Genomic DNA, 18167 nt, shown 5'->3' on the forward strand with positions numbered 1-18167 from the left:
GGATAGTAGTCCGTTCGATGGATTGAGTGGAATAGACTCAACTTGTTGCATGCTGTAGGTGGCAAGAGGAAGCGAGCGCCAGAGGTTGGGCGCCGCAGGCAGCCGGGAAGGCCTGTCAGGCCGCACTGGAGGAGGAGCGCAGGACAGTGGACGCGGAGCTGACCAACAAGAGCCGGGACGCGATCAGCGCGGCCAACGAGCGGGCGGTGGCCGAGGGCCACCCGGACATCACCCCGGCCCATCTGCTTCTCGCCCTGCTCACGGGCGAGGAGAACGAGAACATCCAGGACCTGATCGCCGCCGTCGAGGCGGACCAGGCGGCGCTGCGCTCGGGTGCCGAGCGCCGGCTCGCGGCACTGCCCACCGTCCAGGGCTCGACGGTCAGCAGGCCGCAGGCCGACCGCGACCTGCTCGCGGTCGTCGCGGACGCCACCCAGCGCGCCAAGGAGCTCGGCGACAGCTACGTCTCCACCGAGCACCTGCTCATCGCGCTGGCCGCCAAGGGCGGAGCCACCGCCGAGCTGCTGGCCGAGCAGGGCGCCACCGACAAGAAGCTGCTGGCCGCCTTCCAGGAGCAGCGCGGCAGCAGGCGGGTCACCGATCCGGACCCGGAGGGCACCTACAAGGCGCTGGAGAAGTTCGGCACCGACCTGACGGCGGCCGCCCGTGAGGGCAAGCTGGACCCGGTCATCGGCCGGGACCACGAGATCCGCCGCGTGGTGCAGGTGCTCTCGCGCCGTACGAAGAACAACCCGGTGCTGATCGGTGAGCCCGGCGTCGGTAAGACGGCCGTCGTCGAGGGGCTGGCCCAGCGCGTGGTCAAGGGCGACGTGCCCGAGTCGCTGCGGAACAAGCGGCTGGTGGCGCTGGACCTGGGCGCGATGGTGGCCGGCGCGAAGTACCGCGGCGAGTTCGAGGAGCGGCTCAAGACCGTGCTCTCCGAGATCAAGGAGAGCGACGGCCAGATCATCACCTTCATCGACGAGCTGCACACGGTCGTCGGCGCGGGCGCCGGCGGCGACTCGGCGATGGACGCGGGCAACATGCTCAAGCCGATGCTGGCCCGCGGCGAGCTGCGGATGGTCGGCGCCACGACGCTGGACGAGTACCGCGAGCGGATCGAGAAGGACCCGGCGCTGGAGCGGCGGTTCCAGCAGGTGCTGGTGGCCGAGCCGACGGTGGAGGACTCCATCGCGATCCTGCGCGGGCTCAAGGGGCGCTACGAGGCGCACCACAAGGTGCAGATCTCCGACAGCGCCCTGGTGGCCGCCGCCTCCCTGTCCGACCGCTACATCACCTCACGCTTCCTGCCGGACAAGGCCATCGACCTGGTGGACGAGGCGGCCTCGCGGCTCCGCATGGAGATCGACTCCTCGCCCGTCGAGATCGACGAGCTCCAGCGCGCCGTGGACCGGCTGCGGATGGAGGAGCTGGCGCTGGAGAAGGAGACCGACCCGGCCTCCGTCGACCGGCTGGAGCGGCTCCGCCGCGAGCTGGCCGACAAGGAGGAGGAGCTGCGCGGGCTGACCGCCCGCTGGGAGAAGGAGAAGCAGGGCCTCAACCGGGTCGGTGAGCTGAAGGAGAAGCTGGACGAGCTGCGCGGCCAGGCCGAGCGCGCCCAGCGGGACGGCGACTTCGACACCGCCTCCAAGCTGCTGTACGGCGAGATCCCGGCGACCGAGCGGGAGCTGGCGGCGGCCACCGAGGAGGAGGAAGAGGCCAAGAAGGCCAAGAAGGCCAAGAAGGAGGCCGCGGCCGGCCAGGCGGACAAGCGGGACAAGATGGTGAAGGAGGAGGTCGGCTCGGACGACATCGCCGATGTCGTCGCCTCCTGGACGGGCATCCCCGCGGGCCGCCTGCTGGAGGGCGAGACGCAGAAGCTGCTGCGGATGGAGGAGGAGCTGGGCAAGCGGCTGATCGGCCAGGGCGAGGCGGTGCGTGCCGTCTCGGACGCCGTACGCCGCACCCGGGCCGGCATCGCCGACCCCGACCGCCCCACGGGCTCCTTCCTCTTCCTGGGCCCCACCGGCGTGGGCAAGACGGAGCTGGCCAAGGCGCTGGCCGACTTCCTCTTCGACGACGAGCGGGCCATGGTCCGCATCGACATGAGCGAGTACGGCGAGAAGCACAGCGTCGCCCGCCTGGTCGGCGCGCCTCCCGGCTACGTCGGCTACGAGGAGGGCGGTCAGCTCACCGAGGCGGTGCGGCGGCGCCCGTACAGCGTCGTGCTGCTGGACGAGGTGGAGAAGGCGCACCACGACGTCTTCGACGTGCTGCTCCAGGTCCTCGACGACGGCCGGCTCACCGACGGCCAGGGCCGCACGGTCGACTTCCGCAACACGATCCTCATCCTCACCTCCAACCTGGGCAGCCAGCACCTGATCGACCCCCTGGAGAAGGAGGAGGAGAAGCGCGAACAGGTGCTCGCCGCGGTGCGGGCCGCCTTCCGGCCCGAGTTCCTCAACCGCCTCGACGACCTGGTGGTCTTCTCCGCACTGGCCGGGGACGAGCTGCGCCGCATCGCCCAGCTCCAGATCGACGCCCTCCAGGCGCGGCTCGCCGACCGTCGCCTGCACCTGGACGTCACCCCGGCCGCGCTCGACTGGCTGGCGCTGGAGGGCAACGACCCCGCCTACGGCGCCCGTCCGCTGCGCCGCCTGGTCCAGACGGCCATCGGGGACCAGCTCGCCCGGGAGATCCTCGCCGGGGACGTCCGGGACGGCGACACGGTCCGCGTCGACCACGTCGAGGGCTGGAGCGGGCTGCTGGTCGGCTCCGCCGCGGACGCGCCCGCGGCGGGCTGAGCGACGCCTGTGCCGAGCCCCCGATCACCGGGCGGGTGTGGGCCTGCCCGGTGATCGGGGGGCGCCGGGCCCCGGCAGGGTTGTCATGCCGGGGGGCCGGTGCGGGAGGATGGCCGAAGCCGTATGAAGGGAAACACCCACGTGAGCATCGACCCGTCCTCGATCCCGAACTTCGGGGGCCAGCCCGAGGAGCCGGAGGAGTCGGGGCCGACCGGCCCGATCCTCCCCGACCAGGACCTCGTCAAGCAGCTCCTCGACCAGATGGAGCTGAAGTACGTCGTCGACGACGAGGGAGACCTCGCAGCGCCGTGGGAGGAGTTCCGCACCTACTTCATGTTCCGCGGTGAGGCGGAGCAGCAGGTCTTCTCGGTACGTACGTTCTACGACCGGCACCACTCCATCGAGGACAAGCCCAAGCTCCTCGAAGCCATCGACGACTGGAACCGCCGCACCCTGTGGCCGAAGGTCTACAGCCACACCCACGACGACGGCAGCGTCCGCCTGATCGGTGAGGCGCAGATGCTGATCGGCACCGGCGTCTCGTTGGAGCACTTCGTCTCCAGCACGGTCAGTTGGGTGCGGGCCTCCATCGAGTTCGACAAGTGGCTGGTGGAGCAGTTCGGCCTGGGCAAGGACGTCGACTCCTCCGAGGGCGAGGACGGCGAGGGCGCGTAATCCCCTGCTGCCGGGCTTCCCCGACCCCTGACACCTGTCAGGTACCGGGGCTCCGCGGCGCGCGGGATACTCGTCCTCATACAGCGCGGACACCGCGCACACGGGGGAAGCGGCCGGCAGCACGGGGGACCGGCCCGGAAGGCGGCCGGCCGACGGGGGACCGGCCGCCTTCGTGTGTCGGGCCGGAAAGCCGGCGGGCACCCGGCCCGGCGCTCACAGCCTCCGCAGGCGGCTGACCGCCTCGGAGAGGACGTCCTCGCGCTTGCAGAACGCGAACCGGACGTAGGGCGCACCCGCCTCCGCATGGTCGTAGAAGACCTGGGTGGGGACGGCCACCACGCCGCAGCGCTCGGGCAGCGACAGGCAGAAGGCGACGCCGTCCGACCAGCCCAGCGGGCGGATGTCGGCGGTGACGAAGTAGGTGCCCGCCGGGGTGAACACCCCGAACCCGGCATCCCGCAGCCCCGCGGCCAGCAGGTCCCGGCGGGCACGCATCCCCTCCCGCAGCTCCGTGTAGTAGCTGTCCGGCAGCGCCAGGGCCTCCGCGACGGCGTACTGGAAGGGACCGGCGGACACGAACGTCAGGTACTGCTTGGCCGAGCGCACCGCGGTCACCAGTTCCGGGGTGCCGGTGACCCAGCCGACCTTCCAGCCGGTGAGGGAGAACGTCTTGCCGCTCGAGGAGATGGTCACCGTGCGCTCGCGCATGCCGGGGAAGCCCGCGAGGGGGTGGTGGGTGCCGTCGAAGACCAGGTGCTCGTACACCTCGTCGGTGACCGCGAGCAGATCGTGCTCGACGCACAGCGCGGCGACGGCGGACAGCTCCTCGTGGGTCAGCACGGTGCCCGTGGGGTTGTGCGGGGTGTTGAGCAGCAGGAGGCGGGTGCGGTCGGTGACCGCGTCCCGCAACTCGTCCAGGTCCAGCCGGTAGCTGCCCTCCCCCGCTGCCGCCTTGCCGGGGTGCGGCCGCAGGGTGACCGGCACCCGCCGTCCGCCCGCCATGGCGATGGAGGCGGCGTAGGAGTCGTAGTAGGGCTCCAGCGCGATCACCTCGTCACCGGGTTCGACGAGGGCGAGCAGCGAGGCCGCGATCGCCTCCGTGGCACCCGCGGTGATCAGCACCTCGGTGTCCGGGTCGTAGCGCAGCCCGTGGAAACGGGCCTGGTGTCCGGCCACCGCCTGCCGCAGCTCGGGGATGCCGGGGCCCGGCGGGTACTGGTTCCCGCGTCCGTCGCGCACGGCGCGTACGGCGGCTTCGCGGACGGCCTCGGGCCCGTCGGTGTCGGGGAAGCCCTGGCCGAGGTTGAGCGCGCCGGTGCGGGTGGCGAGCGCGGACATCTCGGCGAAGATCGTGGTGCCGAACTCGGCGAGGCGGCGGTTGAGCAGCGGGCGCCCTCCCGGGGCGGCGGCGTGGCCAGCAGTCATGGCGGTCATCCTGCGGCAAGCTCTGGTCTTCCTCAACTCTGTCTTGCGCTGCCGCCCGGCGGGCAGGAGCCGTCGTGGACTGCGGGGCGGGACGGCCACCCCGTGCAGACGGAACGTGTGACGTAGGGGGATACGCGCATGGAAACCGGCGGCTGGATCGTCATCGCTTTCATCCTGATCGTGGTGCTGCCCGTCATCGGACTCGCCGCTACGCGGCAGCGCCGGCGGCGGGGTGCCGAGAGCTCCTGGTGGGCGGGCGGCGCGGGGCACGGCGGCGCCGGCGGCGGTGGCTGCGGAACCGGCACCTCGTGCGGCGGCGGCTCCTCCTGCGGTGGGGGCTCGTCCTGCGGTGGCGGCTCTTCGTGCGGCGGGGGCGGCGGCTGCGGCGGAGGCGGTGGCTGCGGCGGCGGCGGGGGTGGCGGCAACTGACGGCCTTTCGCCGCCGGGCGCCCCGGAGTTGAGGCGCACACCCGTCAAGAAGGGAACACCTGACCTGATCCATACCGATAGGATGGAAATCCGGAGAACTTGGGTAAAAGCGCTGAGGATGCGGCGCATTCCGTGATTCGGTGAATCGTGAACTGTCGTCCCCGACGCCTCCGGGTCCCTCGCCCGTCGGCGTCGGGTGGTCGAGGGGTGGGGCGGCCCACCCTCCCTGCGTGTTTGCGGAGCCGACGCATGCTGACCACCCTGAAGACCGCCTACACCGACACCCGCGCGCACGAGCTCGCCTGGGCACTGGGCCGCGAGCCGCTGCCCGCCCTCGCCCGCATGGACGTCGAACTGGGCGGAACCCACGTGCAGTTGAGGCTCCTGGGAGCCTCGCACCAAGTGCTGCTGGACGAGGAGTACGGCAACTTCTCGGAGACCGTGGCCTGTCTGCCCGGCAGTACGGCCCCCCTCCCCCTGGGCGTCTCCAAACGCTTCGGGGAGTGGGAGTACGAGTTCGCGGCGCGGGTCGAACAGCTCTCACCCGGTTCGTTCGCGGGGCGAGCGCAGGAGTTGCTCGCGCTGGTCGCGGAACACCCGCACGGACTGGCGGGCACCTTCCCGGGCGACCCCTGCGCCTTCACCGCGCTGCTCGCCCAGTGTCACGAGGGGCAGCTGCGCTGGCGCACCTGGCACGCGTATCCGCAGGAGGGCTGCCTGGTAGCCACCCGTACCCGGGTGGCGGCCGGTGCCGTGGGCCCGCGCACCGCGCGGATCATCGGCCCGGAATTGACAGGGTGTTCGGGGTTGAACCCGGTGGAAGCACCCATGTGAGTGACCGATGGTGATGAAGATGTGACGTAGCGTGCGTGCATGATCGACCGTTCCCCGCCCGGTGCCCAGGCCGCCGCGGACCGGGCACCCCTGCCCGTCCCCGCCCGGCTCGGCCGCGGGATCGTGCTCGCCTCGGTCTTCGTCTGCGCCGCCTGCGGCCTCGTCTACGAGCTCGAACTGGTCGCCGTGGCCTCTTCGTTGGTCGGCGACTCGGTCACCCAGGCGTCCGTCGTGCTGTCCGTCATGGTCTTCGCGATGGGCGTCGGCTCCCTGCTCGCCAAGCGGCTCCCCTGCCACGCCGCCGCCGGCTTCGGCTACGTCGAGGCGCTGCTCGCCCTCGTGGGCGGCGGCTCGGCCATGGCCCTGTACGCGTGCTTCGCGTGGCTGGGCGAGGCCCGCATCGCACTCGTCGTCATCTCCTTCACCATCGGCGTGCTCGTCGGCGCCGAGATGCCGCTGCTGATGACGCTCATCCAGCGCATCCGCCGGCAGGACGCGGGCGGCGCGCTGGCCGACCTGTTCGCCGCCGACTACGTGGGCGCGCTCGTCGGCGGACTGACCTTCCCCTTCCTGTTGCTGCCGCTCCTCGGCCAGCTCACCGGCGCCCTGCTGACCGGCGTCGTCAACGTGCTGGCCGGCGGCCTGGTCGTCCAGTGGCTCTTCCGGCACGAACTGCCCCCGCGGGTGCGCAGGCACCTGCTGTCCGCCAGCGGAGGAACGCTGGCCCTGCTGCTGGCCGGCTCGGCGTTCGTCGCCCCGTTCGAGGGCGCCGCCCGCCGGGCCGTCTACGGCGGTGACATCCGCGTCGCCGTCCGCACCGACGAGCAGGAACTGGTGCTGACCGGCGGCGCCACCCGCACCGAGTGGTCGGATGCGGGCGAACTGCGGTTCTTCCAGGACGGCCGGCTCTCGGTGCGGGGCAGGCAGGCGCACGCGGCCAACCGGGCCTTCGTGCGCCCCGCGATGGCAGGCCCGCACGCCCGGGTCCTCGTCCTCGGCGGCGGCGACGGGCTCGCCCTGCGGGAGGTGCTGCGCCGGCCGGGCGTGGAGCGGGTCACCCTCGTCGACCAGGATCCCGGCGTCGCCCGGCTCGCCCGTCGCGATCCCGGACTGCGAGCCCTCAACGACGGGGCACTGGACGACCCGCGGGTCCGGGTGGAGAGCGCGGACCCCTTCCGCTGGCTGCGTCAGCGGGCGGGCTCCGGGCCGCGGGGTCCGGCTGGCACGGGTCCGACGCGTGCGGGCGGGCGGGGCTACGACGTGATCGTGGCCGCGCTGCCGGAGCCGCGGGTCGCCGCCGGCGCCAAGCTGTACTCGCAGGAGTTCTACGGGCTCGCCGCCCGCGCGCTGAACCACCAGGGGCGGCTGGCCGTCCGCACGGGCCCACCCGGAGCACGGCCGCGGGACTTCTGGACGGTCGACGCCACCCTGCGTGCCGCCGGGCTGAGCACCTGTCCCTACGAACGGGAGGGCGACGGGCCGGGCTTCCTGCTGGCGTGGCTTCCCGGGGGCGGTGCGCCGAACACCTGCGCACCGGGCGGCGGCAACCTGCTGGCGGGCGCGCGGCTCGCCGAACGCACCGGAGGCAGCGGCGCACTGCCGCCCTCGACGCTGATGCACCCCCGGTACCCGGAGGGAGGCGGATGAGTACCTCCCGTGGGAGGGGAGGCGGCGGCCGGGGCGCGGGGCGAGGAGGGCGGCGCACCGGAAACATCCGGCCCGGTCATATGTCCGGCGGACTGCGGGGTAATAGGCTCCGCCCCATGGAGCACGAGGTGTACGTTCCGTTTTCCGTCGGCTCTGTACGGGCCGCCCTCGCCGACAGCGCGCGCGTCGCCCGCTGCGTCCCCGGACTGCAGCAGGACGGTGCGGACGGCGCCGGACCGTCCGACAGCGGCGGCTCCACCGCGCAGGTGGCGGGCCGGCTGAAGGTACGGATCGGCGGCTCGACCATCACCTACCGCGGCAGCCTCACCCTCATTCCGCACGCCCCCACCGGTGCCACCGCGGCGCTCGACGCGCTGGAGCGGCTGGAAGTGGAGGGCAGCGGCAGCGAGGCCCGCGGCCAGGGCACCGTCGAACTGGCGCTCACCGTCGAACCCCGCTCCGCGGACGACGGCGAGGGCACGGCGCTGGTGTGCGTCGGCACCGTCACCGGTACCGGGCGGCTGGCCGGCATCGAGGCCGGGACCGCCTCCTCGGCGGGCGTCCGCCTGCTGGACCGGTTCGCCGCCGCCCTCGGCGAGAGCATCCGCGAGGAGCCGCCGCCGGGCAGTCCCGAAGGGGAGGCCGCCGCGGGTGGTGCGGCGCCGGAGGGAGCAGGGAACGTCTCCGGCGGCATCGGCGCCCCCGACGACAACGAGCGCGCCATCCCCGGCATCCCGGAACCGGAGTCGGAGCCCGAGCGCTCCCCCCTGTTCGAGACCGAGATCCCGCCCTCCTCGCTGGGCCGCGACGACGAGAACGACCTCGACGCGGCCGAGGCGTCGGCGGAGGCGTCGGCGGAGGCACGGGGCGGGACGCCGGCGGGGACCCCGGGCGAGGGCGGACCCGCCGACGGGGACGCGCTCGGTTCCGGCGGGCTCGGCGCGGAGGCGGCGCACGCCCGGCGCACGATGATCGGGCGCAGCGCGGAAGAGGTGGACCACGCCCCGCCCCGTGGGCGGTACGCGCCGGTGCCCGCTCCGGACCAGTCCGCGGCCACCGCGACCCTGCGGTGGGCCGCTCCCGCGGCCGCCGTCGTGGTCGCCGGCGCCGTGGTCGTCGGCCGGGTCTTGCGGCGGCGCCGCTGAGACCGCCGTTATGGTCGCTGTATGACTGATCTGCCCACCCCCGCAGAAGCCACGACCGTCGTGCTCAGCGCCCATGGGACCGAGGTGACGATCGAACCCCAGCACGGGTGCCGGCTCGCCTCCCTCCGGGTGGGCGGCACCGAACTCCTGCGCCAGGGGCCGAAGTACGGCTCCTTCGTGATGGCGCCCTGGTGCGGGCGTACCGCGCAGGGACGGTTCCGCAACGGCGGCGAGATGTTCCAACTCCCGCTCAACGAGGGCACTTCCCGGCCGCAGGCCCAGGGCGGGCCGCACGCCATCCACGGGACCGTGCGGGACGCCGTGTGGCGCCAGGCGCCCGGCGGTACGGACACCAAGGCGTCCTTCACCTACGACCTGACCGACCCGTGGCCCTGGGAGGGCCGGACCACCCAGGTCGTCGAACTCGCCGAGGACGGGAGCTCGCTGACGCTCAAGCTCGCCGTCGAGACCTTCGATGTGTCCTTCCCTGCGCAGGCCGGGTGGCATCCGTGGTTCCTGCGCAACCTCGGCCAGGGGGGCGAGGACGTGCGGATCGACTTCTCTCCCGAGTGGCAGGAGGAGCGGGGGGAGGACCACATTCCGACCGGGCGCCGGATCGAGCCGCAGGGCGGGCCGTGGGACGACTGCTTCGGGATGCCCGGCGGAGTCGACGTCACCCTGACCTGGCCCGGTGAGCTGGAGCTCGAAGTGGCCTCGCGTGCGGAGTACGTCGTCGTGTACGACGAGCCGGAGGAGGCGGTCTGTGTGGAGCCGCAGAGTGGGCCGCCGAACGGTCTGAATTCGCACCCTCGGCAGGTGACGCCGTTGGATCCGCTGGAGCTCACCACTACGTGGTCGTTCCGCCCTCTGTGACCGTCCCCGGCCCGCACGGAAGCGGCGGGGCCTCAGCAACGCCACGGAGAGGGCGCCGGTCACCGGAGAGGTGACCGGCGCATAGGCTAAAGGGCCATGAACGACGTGCGGAACGCATTGCTGCGGCAGATCAAGGACAAGGCCGTGGTGCACGGCAGGGTGACTCTGTCGTCGGGGGCGGAGGCCGATTTCTACATCGACCTCCGCCGCATCACGCTGGACGGCGAGTCCGCTCCGCTGGCGGGCCAGGTGATGCTGGACGCGACGTCGGAGCTGGACTACGACGCTGTCGGGGGCCTCACGCTGGGGGCCGACCCGGTGGCGACGTCGATGATGCACGCGGCGGCTGCCCGTGGCCGGCGGCTGGACGCGTTCGTGGTGCGCAAGGCGGGCAAGGCGCACGGTCTCCAGCGTCGGATCGAGGGACCGGACGTGGCGGGGCGCCGGGTGCTGATCGTCGAGGACACCTCGACGACGGGGAACTCGCCGCTCACGGCTGTGGAGGCGGCACGCCAGGCGGGTGCGGAGGTGGTGGCCGTGGCCACCATCGTGGAGCGCGGTGCTGCTCCGGCGATGGAACGGGCGGGCGTCCCGTACGTATACGCGTTCGATTTGAGCGATCTCGAACTGAGCTGAGTCCGCCTCGATGTTTCACGTGGAACGTCAACTTAGTGAACTCGTGAACACCCGGATGAGGAGCACGCGAACCCGTCTGGGAGGATGGGCGCGACGATGACGTCGTTCCTCCGTTGAGCCGGATCACCAACGCACACCCCCAAGGAGCGGTCTGATGCCCATCGCAACCCCCGACGTCTACAACGAGATGCTGGACAGGGCGAAGGAGGGCGCGTTCGCCTACCCCGCCATCAATGTCACCTCGACGCAGACGCTGCACGCCGCGCTGCGCGGTTTCGCCGAGGCGGAGAGCGACGGCATCGTGCAGATCTCCACGGGCGGTGCCGAGTTCCTGGGTGGCCAGTACAGCAAGGACATGGTCAGCGGCGCGGTGGCGCTCGCCGAGTTCGCGCACATCGTCGCGAAGAAGTACCCGGTCAACATCGCGCTGCACACGGACCACTGCCCCAAGGACAAGCTGGACGGGTACGTCCGTCCGCTGCTCGCGGTCTCCAAGGAGCGCGTCCAGCGCGGTGAGAACCCGCTCTTCCAGTCGCACATGTGGGACGGCTCGGCCGAGACCCTCAAGGACAACCTGGAGATCGGCCGGGAGCTGCTGGCCGAGGCCGCCGCCGCGAAGATCATTCTTGAGGTCGAGATCACCCCGACCGGTGGCGAGGAGGACGGCGTCACCCACGAGATCAACGACGAGCTGTACACCACGGTCGAGGACGCGGTGCGCACCGCGGAGGCGCTGGGGCTCGGGGAGAAGGGCCGCTACCTGCTGGCCGCCTCGTTCGGCAACGTGCACGGCGTCTACAAGCCGGGCAACGTGGTGCTCCGTCCCGAGCTGCTCAAGGACCTCCAGTCGGGGGTCGCCGAAAAGTTCCAGAAGCCGGCGGGCAGCCGTCCGTTCGACTTCGTCTTCCACGGCGGGTCCGGCTCCACGGAGCAGGAGATCGCCACCGCGCTGGACAACGGCGTCGTGAAGATGAACCTGGACACCGACACCCAGTACGCCTTCACGCGCCCGGTGGCCGCGCACATGTTCACGAACTACGACGGCGTGCTGAAGGTGGACGGCGAGGTCGGCAACAAGAAGGTCTACGACCCGCGGAGCTGGGGCAAGGCCGCCGAGAAGGGCATGGCCGAGCGCGTGGAGACCGCCTGCGCCAACCTGCGCTCCACCGGTACCCGCATGAAGTGAGCCCGAGCGACCCCGCGCCGTCGCCGCGGGAGGGCTGCGGCCCGGGCCCGTCCCCTCGCCGGGGGCGGGCCCGGGCTTTTCGCTATCCATCCGTAACCCGTTGACCATTGTGTTCGCCCCTGTGCCGCACCGCAGACTGGGCCGGTGGACAGCACATCACTGCGGAAGAGCAAGGCCGCCGCCTGGGAATTCCTCCAGGGGCTCGGCAAGACGTTCATGCTGCCGGTCGCCCTGCTGGCGTTCTGCGGCATCATCCTCGGCATCGGCTCGTCGCTCTCCAGCGACGCCGTCACCGACAACCTGACCTTCCTCCAGGGCGAGGGCTTCCATCTGGTCTTCACCTGGATGGCCAACACGGGGCAGACGGCCTTCACGTTCCTGCCCGTGCTGTTCGCCATGGCCATTCCGCTCGGTCTGGCCCGCGAGGACAAGGGGGTCGCCGCGTTCTCCGGGTTCGTCGGGTACGTGGCGATGAACCTGGCGGTCAACTTCTTCCTGACCGCCAAGGGCGTCGACCTGGAGGACAAGGGGGCCATCGCGCACTACGGCATCGCCGACGTCCTGGGCATCCAGTCGATCGACACCGGGCTGCTGGGGGCCGTCGTGGTCGGCATCGTCGTCTCGGTGCTGCACCGCCGCTTCCGGACCCAGCGGATGCCGGACGCGCTGGCGTTCTTCGGCGGGCTGCGCTTCGTGCCGATCGTCTCGACGCTGGTGCTGAGCGTGGCCGGGCTGCTGGTGCCGCTGGTGTGGCCGACGTTCAACGGGTGGATCAGGGACCTGGGCGAGGCCATCGGGCACGCCGGGGTGTTCGGGCCGTTCTTCTTCGGCGCCGGTGAGGTGCTGCTGCGCCCGGTGGGGCTGCACCACATCCTGGTGGCGATGTTCCGCTTCACCGACGTGGGCGGCGCGGGCACGGTCTGCGGCGACCACGTCAGCGGCGCCCTCAACCTCTTCTACGCGCAACTGAACTGCGACGCCCCCGCGAACGGGGACGTCACCTCCGCCACCCACTTCCTCTCGCAGGGCAAGATGCCCGCCTACCTGGGCGGACTGCCCGGCGCGGCGCTCGCCATGTACCACTGTGCGCGGCGCGCCATGCGTCCGCAGATCAAGGCGTTGCTGGTCTCGGGTGTGGTGGCCTGCGTGGTCGGCGGGATCACCGAGCCGCTGGAGTTCCTGTTCCTGTTCATCGCGCCGTGGCTGTACCTCCTGCACGCCGTGCTGGTGGGGCTCGGCTTCCTGACGGCGGCCGTGCTGGGCGTCTTCATCGGCAACACCGACGGCAACGTCATCGACTGGTTCGTCTTCGGGGTGCTCCAGGGCACGACCACCCGGTGGTACCTGGTGCCGGTGATCGCCGCCGTGTGGTTCGCGGTGTACTACTTCCTCTTCCGCTGGGCGATCCGGCGCTTCGACCTCAAGACGCCGGGGCGGGAGGCCCCGGAGGACGGCGAGGGAGACGAGGGAGACGAGGGAGAAGAGGGACCGGACAAGCAGGAGGACGCGGGTGCGGTCGCGGACGTGCCGGAAGGGGCGCGTACGGGGAAGGCGGCGCCGAAGCTGGTCGCGGGCCGGTACGACCCCGTCGCGCTGCTGGACGCGATCGGCGGACCGGACAACATACGCACCCTGGACAACTGCATCACCCGGCTGCGGATGACCGTCGAGGACGCCGCACGCCTCGACGAGGCGCGGCTGAAGAAGCTCGGTGCCGTCGGCGTCGTCACCCTCGATCCGCACACCGTGCAGGTCGTCATCGGTCCGCAGGTGCAGTCCGTCAAGGACGCCATCGAGGGGCTCATTCCGGGTGGGAGGAGCGCGTGAGCGCCGGGTACGACTTCGACCGGGTGGTCGAGCGGCACGGCACCTGGTGCACCCAGTGGGACTACGTCCAGGACCGCTTCGGGGTGCCGGGGCTGCTGCCGTTCACCATCTCCGACATGGACTTCGAGACGGCCCCCGAGGTGCTGGAGGCGCTGCGCGGCCGGCTCGACCACGGGGTGCTGGGCTACTCGCGGTGGCGGCAGGCGGACTTTTTGTCCGCCGTCACCGACTGGTACGAACGACGCCACGAGACCGTCGTGGACCCCGACTGGGTGGTGTACGGGCCGTCGGTGATCTACCAGGTCTCGCAGTTGCTGCGGCTGTGGTCCCGGCCCGGCGACGGCGTCGTGGTGCACACGCCCTGCTACGACGCCTTCCCCAAGGTGCTGGCCGCGCACGGGCGGCAGTTGCGCGGCTGCCCCGTCGGGGACGCGGCCGCGCTGGAGCGGCTGCTGGCGCTGCCCGACACGCGGGTGCTGCTGCTGTGTTCCCCGCACAACCCCACGGGCCGGGTGTGGACGGAGGGGGAGCTGGCACACATGGCGCGGCTGTGCGCCCGCTACGACGTGGCCGTGATCAGCGACGAGATCCACGCGGACCTCGCCCATCCGCCGCACCGCCACCGGCCCTGGGCCCGCCACGGCACGGGGCGCTGGGCGGTGCTGAACTCCGCGTCCAAAGCGTTCAACATCCCCGCGCTCACCGGGAGCTACGGCATCGTGCGGGACGAGGCGTCTCGGGAGGGCTATCTGCGGGCGCTCAAGGAGGCGGACGGGCTCTCGTCACCGGCCGTGCTCTCCCTCGTCGGGCACATCGCCGCCTACCGCGAGGGCGAGCGGTGGCTCGCGGAGCTGCGGCGTTACGTGCACGGCAACCTGCGCATGGTCGCCGAGCGGCTGGCGGCCGCCTTCCCCGCCCTCGGCTGGGAGCCGCCCGAGGCCGGCTACCTGGCCTGGATCGACCTGCGCACGCTGAGCTCGGCGCCGTTCGACGACGAGGCGCTGCAACGGGAGCTGATCGAGACGGAGAAGGTCGCCGTCATGCCGGGGACGGCGTACGGTGCGCCCGGTTTCGTCCGGCTGAACGTCGGCTGCCCCCGTGCCAAGGCCGAGGCGGGCGTCGCCGCGTTGGTCGCGGCGCTGCGCCGGGTGTGCTGAGGGTCCGGCGGGGGCTGTGGGGCGGGAGGGTCCGCCCTGGGCCGTGGCCGGGTGGGGGACACTGGGGCCCATGGCCATTCACGAGAATCTGCTCGGGGGCCCGCCCCCGACCCACCTGCCCGACGATCCCGGGCCGCGCGAACTGCTCGCCGCCGGGACGGCGCCCGCCGAGGTCGCCGCGCAGTACCCCACGTCCTCGCTGGCGTGGGCGCAGCTGGCCGACGACGCGTTCGAGGCGGGCAACGTCGTCGAGTCGTACGCGTACGCCCGCACCGGCTACCACCGGGGTCTGGACGCGCTGCGCCGCAACGGCTGGAAGGGGCACGGCCCGGTGCCGTTCGAGCACGAGCCCAACCGCGGCTTCCTGCGGGCGCTGCACGCCCTGGCGCGGGCGGCGCAGTCGATCGGGGAGCAGGACGAGTACGAGCGGTGCAGCACGTTCCTGAAGGAGAGCTCGCCGACGGCGGCCTCCACCCTGGGCTGAGCTGCCGCGCGGTGCGGACGGCGGCGGTGACCTTGCCGCCGCCGTCGCCTTGCGCGCATGATGCGTGGTGGGCCCCGTGCGGCCCGAGGGGACCGGAGCTCCGACGTCTATCCGGAAGGGGCGGACCGCTACCCGGAAGCTCAGCGAGTGGAGACAGCGATGTCACACGAGTCCGATGCCCCGGTCCTGGATTTCGCGGGCACCACGCCGTACGAGGACTACGTCCAGGCGGACGTCCTCACCCACCTCCAGCACCCCCTCTCCGACGACCCGGGCGAGCTGGCGTTCCTCGTCACCACGCAGGTGATGGAGCTGTGGTTCACCGTCCTGGTGCACGAGTGGCAGACGGCGGCACAGCGGCTGCGCCAGGACGACCTGGAGGGCGCGCTGGCCGCCCTGAAACGCTCGACGTACGAGATGATCTCCCTCAACACCTCCTGGGAGCCGCTGGCCCACCTGACCCCCGCGGAGTTCAACTCCTACCGGTCCGCGCTCGGCGACGGCTCGGGCTTCCAGTCCGCGATGTACCGGAGGCTGGAGTTCCTGCTGGGGGAGAAGGCCGCGTCGATGCTGGTCCCGCACCGGGGCTCGCCGCGGGTCCACGCGGAGCTGGAGAAGGCGCTGCACGAGCCGAGCCTCTACGACGAGGCACTGGCCTTCCTCGCCCGGCAGGGGGAGGACGTGCCGGAGGCGGTCCTGCGGCGCGACGTCACCCGCAGGTACGAGCCGGACCCCGGCGTGGAGGCCGTCTGGGTACGCGTCTACCGGGAGGGCGCCGGAGGGCCGGCGCACCGGCTCGGTGAGGCGTTGACCGAGGTGGCGGAGCTGGTGTGGCGCTGGCGCAACGACCACCTGGTCGCCACCCGGCGGGCCATGGGAGCCAAGACGGGCACCGGCGGTTCCTCCGGGGTCGCCTGGCTGGAGAAGCGGGCCGCCAAGCAGGTCTTCCCGGAGCTGTGGACGGCGCGCAGCCATGTCTGAGCGGGCAGCCGTATCCGGGGCCCCGGCCGACCCCGGGGCTTCGGCTGCGTGGGGAGTCGCAGCCGTGTCGTCGGACACCCGCCTCCGCGACGAGGCGCGGGCCCACGACGGGGCCGACGCCCTCGCGTCGCTCCGCGAGCTGTTCGTCCTCGACGACGACACCGTCTACCTGGACGGGAACTCCCTGGGCGCGCTGCCCGCCGGTGTGCCCGACCGGCTCTCGGACGTGGTCCGGCGGGAATGGGGCCGGCTGCGGATCCGGTCGTGGACCGAGTCGGGCTGGTGGGGGATGCCCGAGCGGGTGGGGGAGCTGATCGCCCCGCTGCTCGGTGCCGGGCCCGGGCAGGTGGTGGTCGGCGACTCGACCAGCGTGAACGTGCTGAAGGCGCTGGTCGGCGCGGTGCGGCTGGCCCGTCGCGACGCCCCCGGGCGGAACGAACTGCTGGTCGACGCGGCGACCTTCCCCACCGACGGCTACATCGCCGCGTCCGCCGCGCGGCTGACCGACTGCACCGTGCGCGCCGTGGCACCCGCGGACGTCCCCGCGGCGCTGGGCCCGCGCACCGCGGCCGTGCTGCTCAACCACGTCGACTACCGCACCGGGATGCTGCACGACCTTCCCGCGCTGACGGCCGCCGTCCGCGACGCCGGTGCCGTCGGCGTCTGGGACCTGTGCCACAGCGCCGGTGCCCTGCCGGTGGACCTGGACCGGCACGGGGTGGACCTGGCGGTCGGCTGCACCTACAAGTTCCTCAACGGCGGGCCCGGCTCCCCCGCGTTCCTGTACGTGCGCGCCGCGCTCCAGGAGCGGTTCGAGACCCCGCTGCCCGGCTGGAACTCGCACGCCGACCCGTTCGCCATGGCCGCCGCGTACGAGCCGGCGGCCGGTGCGACGCGCGGTCGGGTGGGAACGCCGGAGATCCTGTCGATGGCCGCACTGGAGGAGGCGCTCCGCGTCTGGGACGGGGTGCGGATCGAGGACGTACGGGCGAAGTCGCTGGCGCTCACGGACTTCTTCCTGCGCTGCGTCGAGGCGTACTCGGGGCGGCGGGACGGAGGAGGTGCGGTGTCCGTGCGGCCGCTGACGCCCGCCGAGCACGCGCGGCGCGGCAGCCAGGTCGCGCTGGTGTGCGAGCCCGAGGAGCGGGCCGGGCAGGTGATGGGCCGGCTGATCGAGCGCGGCGTCGTCGCCGACTTCCGCCGTCCCGGGGTGCTGCGGTTCGGGTTCACCCCGCTCTACACGTCGTTCCAGGACGTCGAGCGGGCCGCCCGCGTCCTGGAAGACATCCTCGCGGAGCCGCGGTGAGCACGGACGAGCGCGAGAGCAAGGCCCTGCTGGCCGCCGCACCGGTCGATCCCGAACGCCAGGAGCGGTACGGGGACGATCCCGCGCAGGTCGTCGATCTGTACGGGCAGGGCTCCTCCGGCGGCCGGGTCGTGCTGCTGCACGGCGGGTTCTGGCGCCAGCAGTGGGACCGCCGCCATCTGTCGCCGTTCGCGGCCGCGCTGGCCGGCCAGGGACTGTCGGTGGCGCTGGTCGAGTACCGCAGGGTCGGCGGGGGCGGCGGCTGGCCCGCCACCGTCCAGGACATCGACGCGGCCCTCGACCACCTGGGCGCCCCCGTCAGCGTGCTGTTCGGCCACTCCGCGGGCGGGCACCTGGCCCTGTGGGCGGCGGCCAGGCGGGAGCGGGTGGCGGGCCGGGTCGTCGTGGTCTCGCCGGTGGCCGACCTGGCGCGGGCCCGCGAACTGCGGCTCGGAGACGGCGCGGTCGCCGCCTTCCTCGGCGGCGAGGAGCAGGCCGGGCAGGCCCTGGCCGAGGCGGACCCGATGCGGCTGATGCCCCGCGTCCCCGTCGAGATCCTGCACGGCACCGCCGACACCCAGGTGCCCTACGACCTGTCCCGGCGGTACGCGAACGACTGGGGCGGGCGACTCCACCTGATGCCCGGCGTCGGGCACTACGCCCCTGTCACCCCGGGCACCCCGGCGTTCGACGTGGTGGTGCGGTCCCTGCGCTGACGCGACGCCGGGTACGCCGGGCCCGGGCGTTGCCGGGTACGC

Annotated in this window: 16 protein-coding genes; 15 read left to right on the forward strand and 1 reads right to left on the reverse strand. The window is 72.5% G+C overall.

Annotation, left to right across the window (positions count from 1 at the left end):
- Positions 1-146: 146 nt before the first annotated feature.
- Positions 147-2804 carry an ATP-dependent chaperone ClpB gene (gene clpB / locus H297_RS0126810; protein ID WP_027739563.1) on the forward strand — a complete coding sequence of 886 codons (2658 nt, stop codon included), beginning with the start codon at positions 147-149 and terminating at the stop codon, positions 2802-2804.
- 141 nt (positions 2805-2945) lie between these two features.
- Complete coding sequence (locus tag H297_RS0126815) at positions 2946-3479, forward strand: YbjN domain-containing protein (protein ID WP_027739564.1); 534 nt, start codon at positions 2946-2948, stop codon at positions 3477-3479.
- A 213-nt stretch (positions 3480-3692) separates the two neighbouring features.
- On the opposite strand, the gene H297_RS0126820 is transcribed toward H297_RS0126815, so the two are convergent.
- Positions 3693-4904, reverse strand: coding sequence for a pyridoxal phosphate-dependent aminotransferase (locus tag H297_RS0126820; protein WP_027739565.1), 1212 nt, complete (start codon positions 4902-4904; stop codon positions 3693-3695).
- Between the two features lie 138 nt (positions 4905-5042).
- Between H297_RS0126820 and H297_RS0126825 the strand changes: the two genes are divergently transcribed.
- From H297_RS0126825 to H297_RS0126885, 13 genes are all read left to right on the forward strand, one after another.
- Complete coding sequence (locus tag H297_RS0126825) at positions 5043-5333, forward strand: hypothetical protein (protein ID WP_027739566.1); 291 nt, start codon at positions 5043-5045, stop codon at positions 5331-5333.
- Positions 5334-5582: 249 nt separating this feature from the next.
- Positions 5583-6167 (forward strand): DUF2617 family protein, encoded by a 585-nt coding sequence (locus H297_RS0126830; RefSeq protein ID WP_027739567.1) that lies wholly within the window; start codon positions 5583-5585, stop codon positions 6165-6167.
- Positions 6168-6206: 39 nt separating this feature from the next.
- Entirely contained in the window at positions 6207-7814 is a 1608-nt protein-coding gene (locus H297_RS0126835) for a polyamine aminopropyltransferase (RefSeq protein ID WP_027739568.1), read from the forward strand.
- Between the two features lie 116 nt (positions 7815-7930).
- A complete protein-coding gene (locus tag H297_RS0126840) occupies positions 7931-8959 on the forward strand; it encodes a hypothetical protein (RefSeq protein WP_027739569.1) in 1029 nt (342 codons plus the stop codon).
- A 21-nt stretch (positions 8960-8980) separates the two neighbouring features.
- Positions 8981-9832 (forward strand): aldose epimerase family protein, encoded by an 852-nt coding sequence (locus tag H297_RS0126845; RefSeq protein ID WP_051352208.1) that lies wholly within the window; start codon positions 8981-8983, stop codon positions 9830-9832.
- Positions 9833-9928: 96 nt separating this feature from the next.
- Positions 9929-10468 carry an orotate phosphoribosyltransferase gene (locus tag H297_RS0126850; RefSeq protein WP_027739571.1) on the forward strand — a complete coding sequence of 180 codons (540 nt, stop codon included), beginning with the start codon at positions 9929-9931 and terminating at the stop codon, positions 10466-10468.
- 154 nt (positions 10469-10622) lie between these two features.
- Positions 10623-11654 (forward strand): class II fructose-bisphosphate aldolase, encoded by a 1032-nt coding sequence (fbaA, locus tag H297_RS0126855; RefSeq protein ID WP_027739572.1) that lies wholly within the window; start codon positions 10623-10625, stop codon positions 11652-11654.
- A gap of 144 nt (positions 11655-11798) precedes the next feature.
- Complete coding sequence (malX, locus tag H297_RS0126860; RefSeq protein ID WP_486589683.1) at positions 11799-13481, forward strand: maltose/glucose-specific PTS transporter subunit IIBC; 1683 nt, start codon at positions 11799-11801, stop codon at positions 13479-13481.
- A complete protein-coding gene (locus tag H297_RS0126865; RefSeq protein WP_027739574.1) occupies positions 13478-14638 on the forward strand; it encodes an aminotransferase class I/II-fold pyridoxal phosphate-dependent enzyme in 1161 nt (386 codons plus the stop codon). Before malX ends, H297_RS0126865 begins: the two co-directional genes overlap by 4 nt.
- 70 nt (positions 14639-14708) lie before the next feature.
- Positions 14709-15122: a DUF3151 domain-containing protein gene (locus H297_RS0126870; protein WP_027739575.1), complete on the forward strand. Its 414-nt coding sequence runs from the start codon at positions 14709-14711 to the stop codon at positions 15120-15122.
- Positions 15123-15281: 159 nt separating this feature from the next.
- On the forward strand, positions 15282-16103 hold the full coding sequence (locus tag H297_RS0126875) for a tryptophan 2,3-dioxygenase family protein (protein ID WP_027739576.1): 822 nt from the start codon (positions 15282-15284) through the stop codon (positions 16101-16103).
- Positions 16104-16167: 64 nt separating this feature from the next.
- Positions 16168-17409, forward strand: a complete 1242-nt coding sequence (gene kynU, locus H297_RS0126880; protein WP_037795520.1) for a kynureninase — start codon at positions 16168-16170, stop codon at positions 17407-17409.
- The gene (locus H297_RS0126885; RefSeq protein WP_027739578.1) at positions 17406-18125 is read left to right on the forward strand and encodes an alpha/beta fold hydrolase; all 720 of its coding nucleotides are present in this window, start codon (positions 17406-17408) and stop codon (positions 18123-18125) included. Before kynU ends, H297_RS0126885 begins: the two co-directional genes overlap by 4 nt.
- Positions 18126-18167 lie beyond the last annotated feature (42 nt).

This window comes from Streptomyces sp. CNT360, assembly GCF_000424785.1.

What these genes read in the sequence shown, in the direction of transcription:
- H297_RS0126820 (WP_027739565.1), bottom strand. Translation starts at nt 4,904, where the DNA reads ATGACTGCTGGCCACGCCGCCGCCCCGGGAGGGCGCCCGCTGCTCAAC.
- H297_RS0126825 (WP_027739566.1), top strand. Translation starts at nt 5,043, where the DNA reads ATGGAAACCGGCGGCTGGATCGTCATCGCTTTCATCCTGATCGTGGTG.
- H297_RS0126830 (WP_027739567.1), top strand. Translation starts at nt 5,583, where the DNA reads ATGCTGACCACCCTGAAGACCGCCTACACCGACACCCGCGCGCACGAG.
- H297_RS0126835 (WP_027739568.1), top strand. Translation starts at nt 6,207, where the DNA reads ATGATCGACCGTTCCCCGCCCGGTGCCCAGGCCGCCGCGGACCGGGCA.
- H297_RS0126840 (WP_027739569.1), top strand. Translation starts at nt 7,931, where the DNA reads ATGGAGCACGAGGTGTACGTTCCGTTTTCCGTCGGCTCTGTACGGGCC.
- H297_RS0126845 (WP_051352208.1), top strand. Translation starts at nt 8,981, where the DNA reads ATGACTGATCTGCCCACCCCCGCAGAAGCCACGACCGTCGTGCTCAGC.
- H297_RS0126850 (WP_027739571.1), top strand. Translation starts at nt 9,929, where the DNA reads ATGAACGACGTGCGGAACGCATTGCTGCGGCAGATCAAGGACAAGGCC.
- fbaA (WP_027739572.1), top strand. Translation starts at nt 10,623, where the DNA reads ATGCCCATCGCAACCCCCGACGTCTACAACGAGATGCTGGACAGGGCG.
- H297_RS0126870 (WP_027739575.1), top strand. Translation starts at nt 14,709, where the DNA reads ATGGCCATTCACGAGAATCTGCTCGGGGGCCCGCCCCCGACCCACCTG.
- H297_RS0126875 (WP_027739576.1), top strand. Translation starts at nt 15,282, where the DNA reads ATGTCACACGAGTCCGATGCCCCGGTCCTGGATTTCGCGGGCACCACG.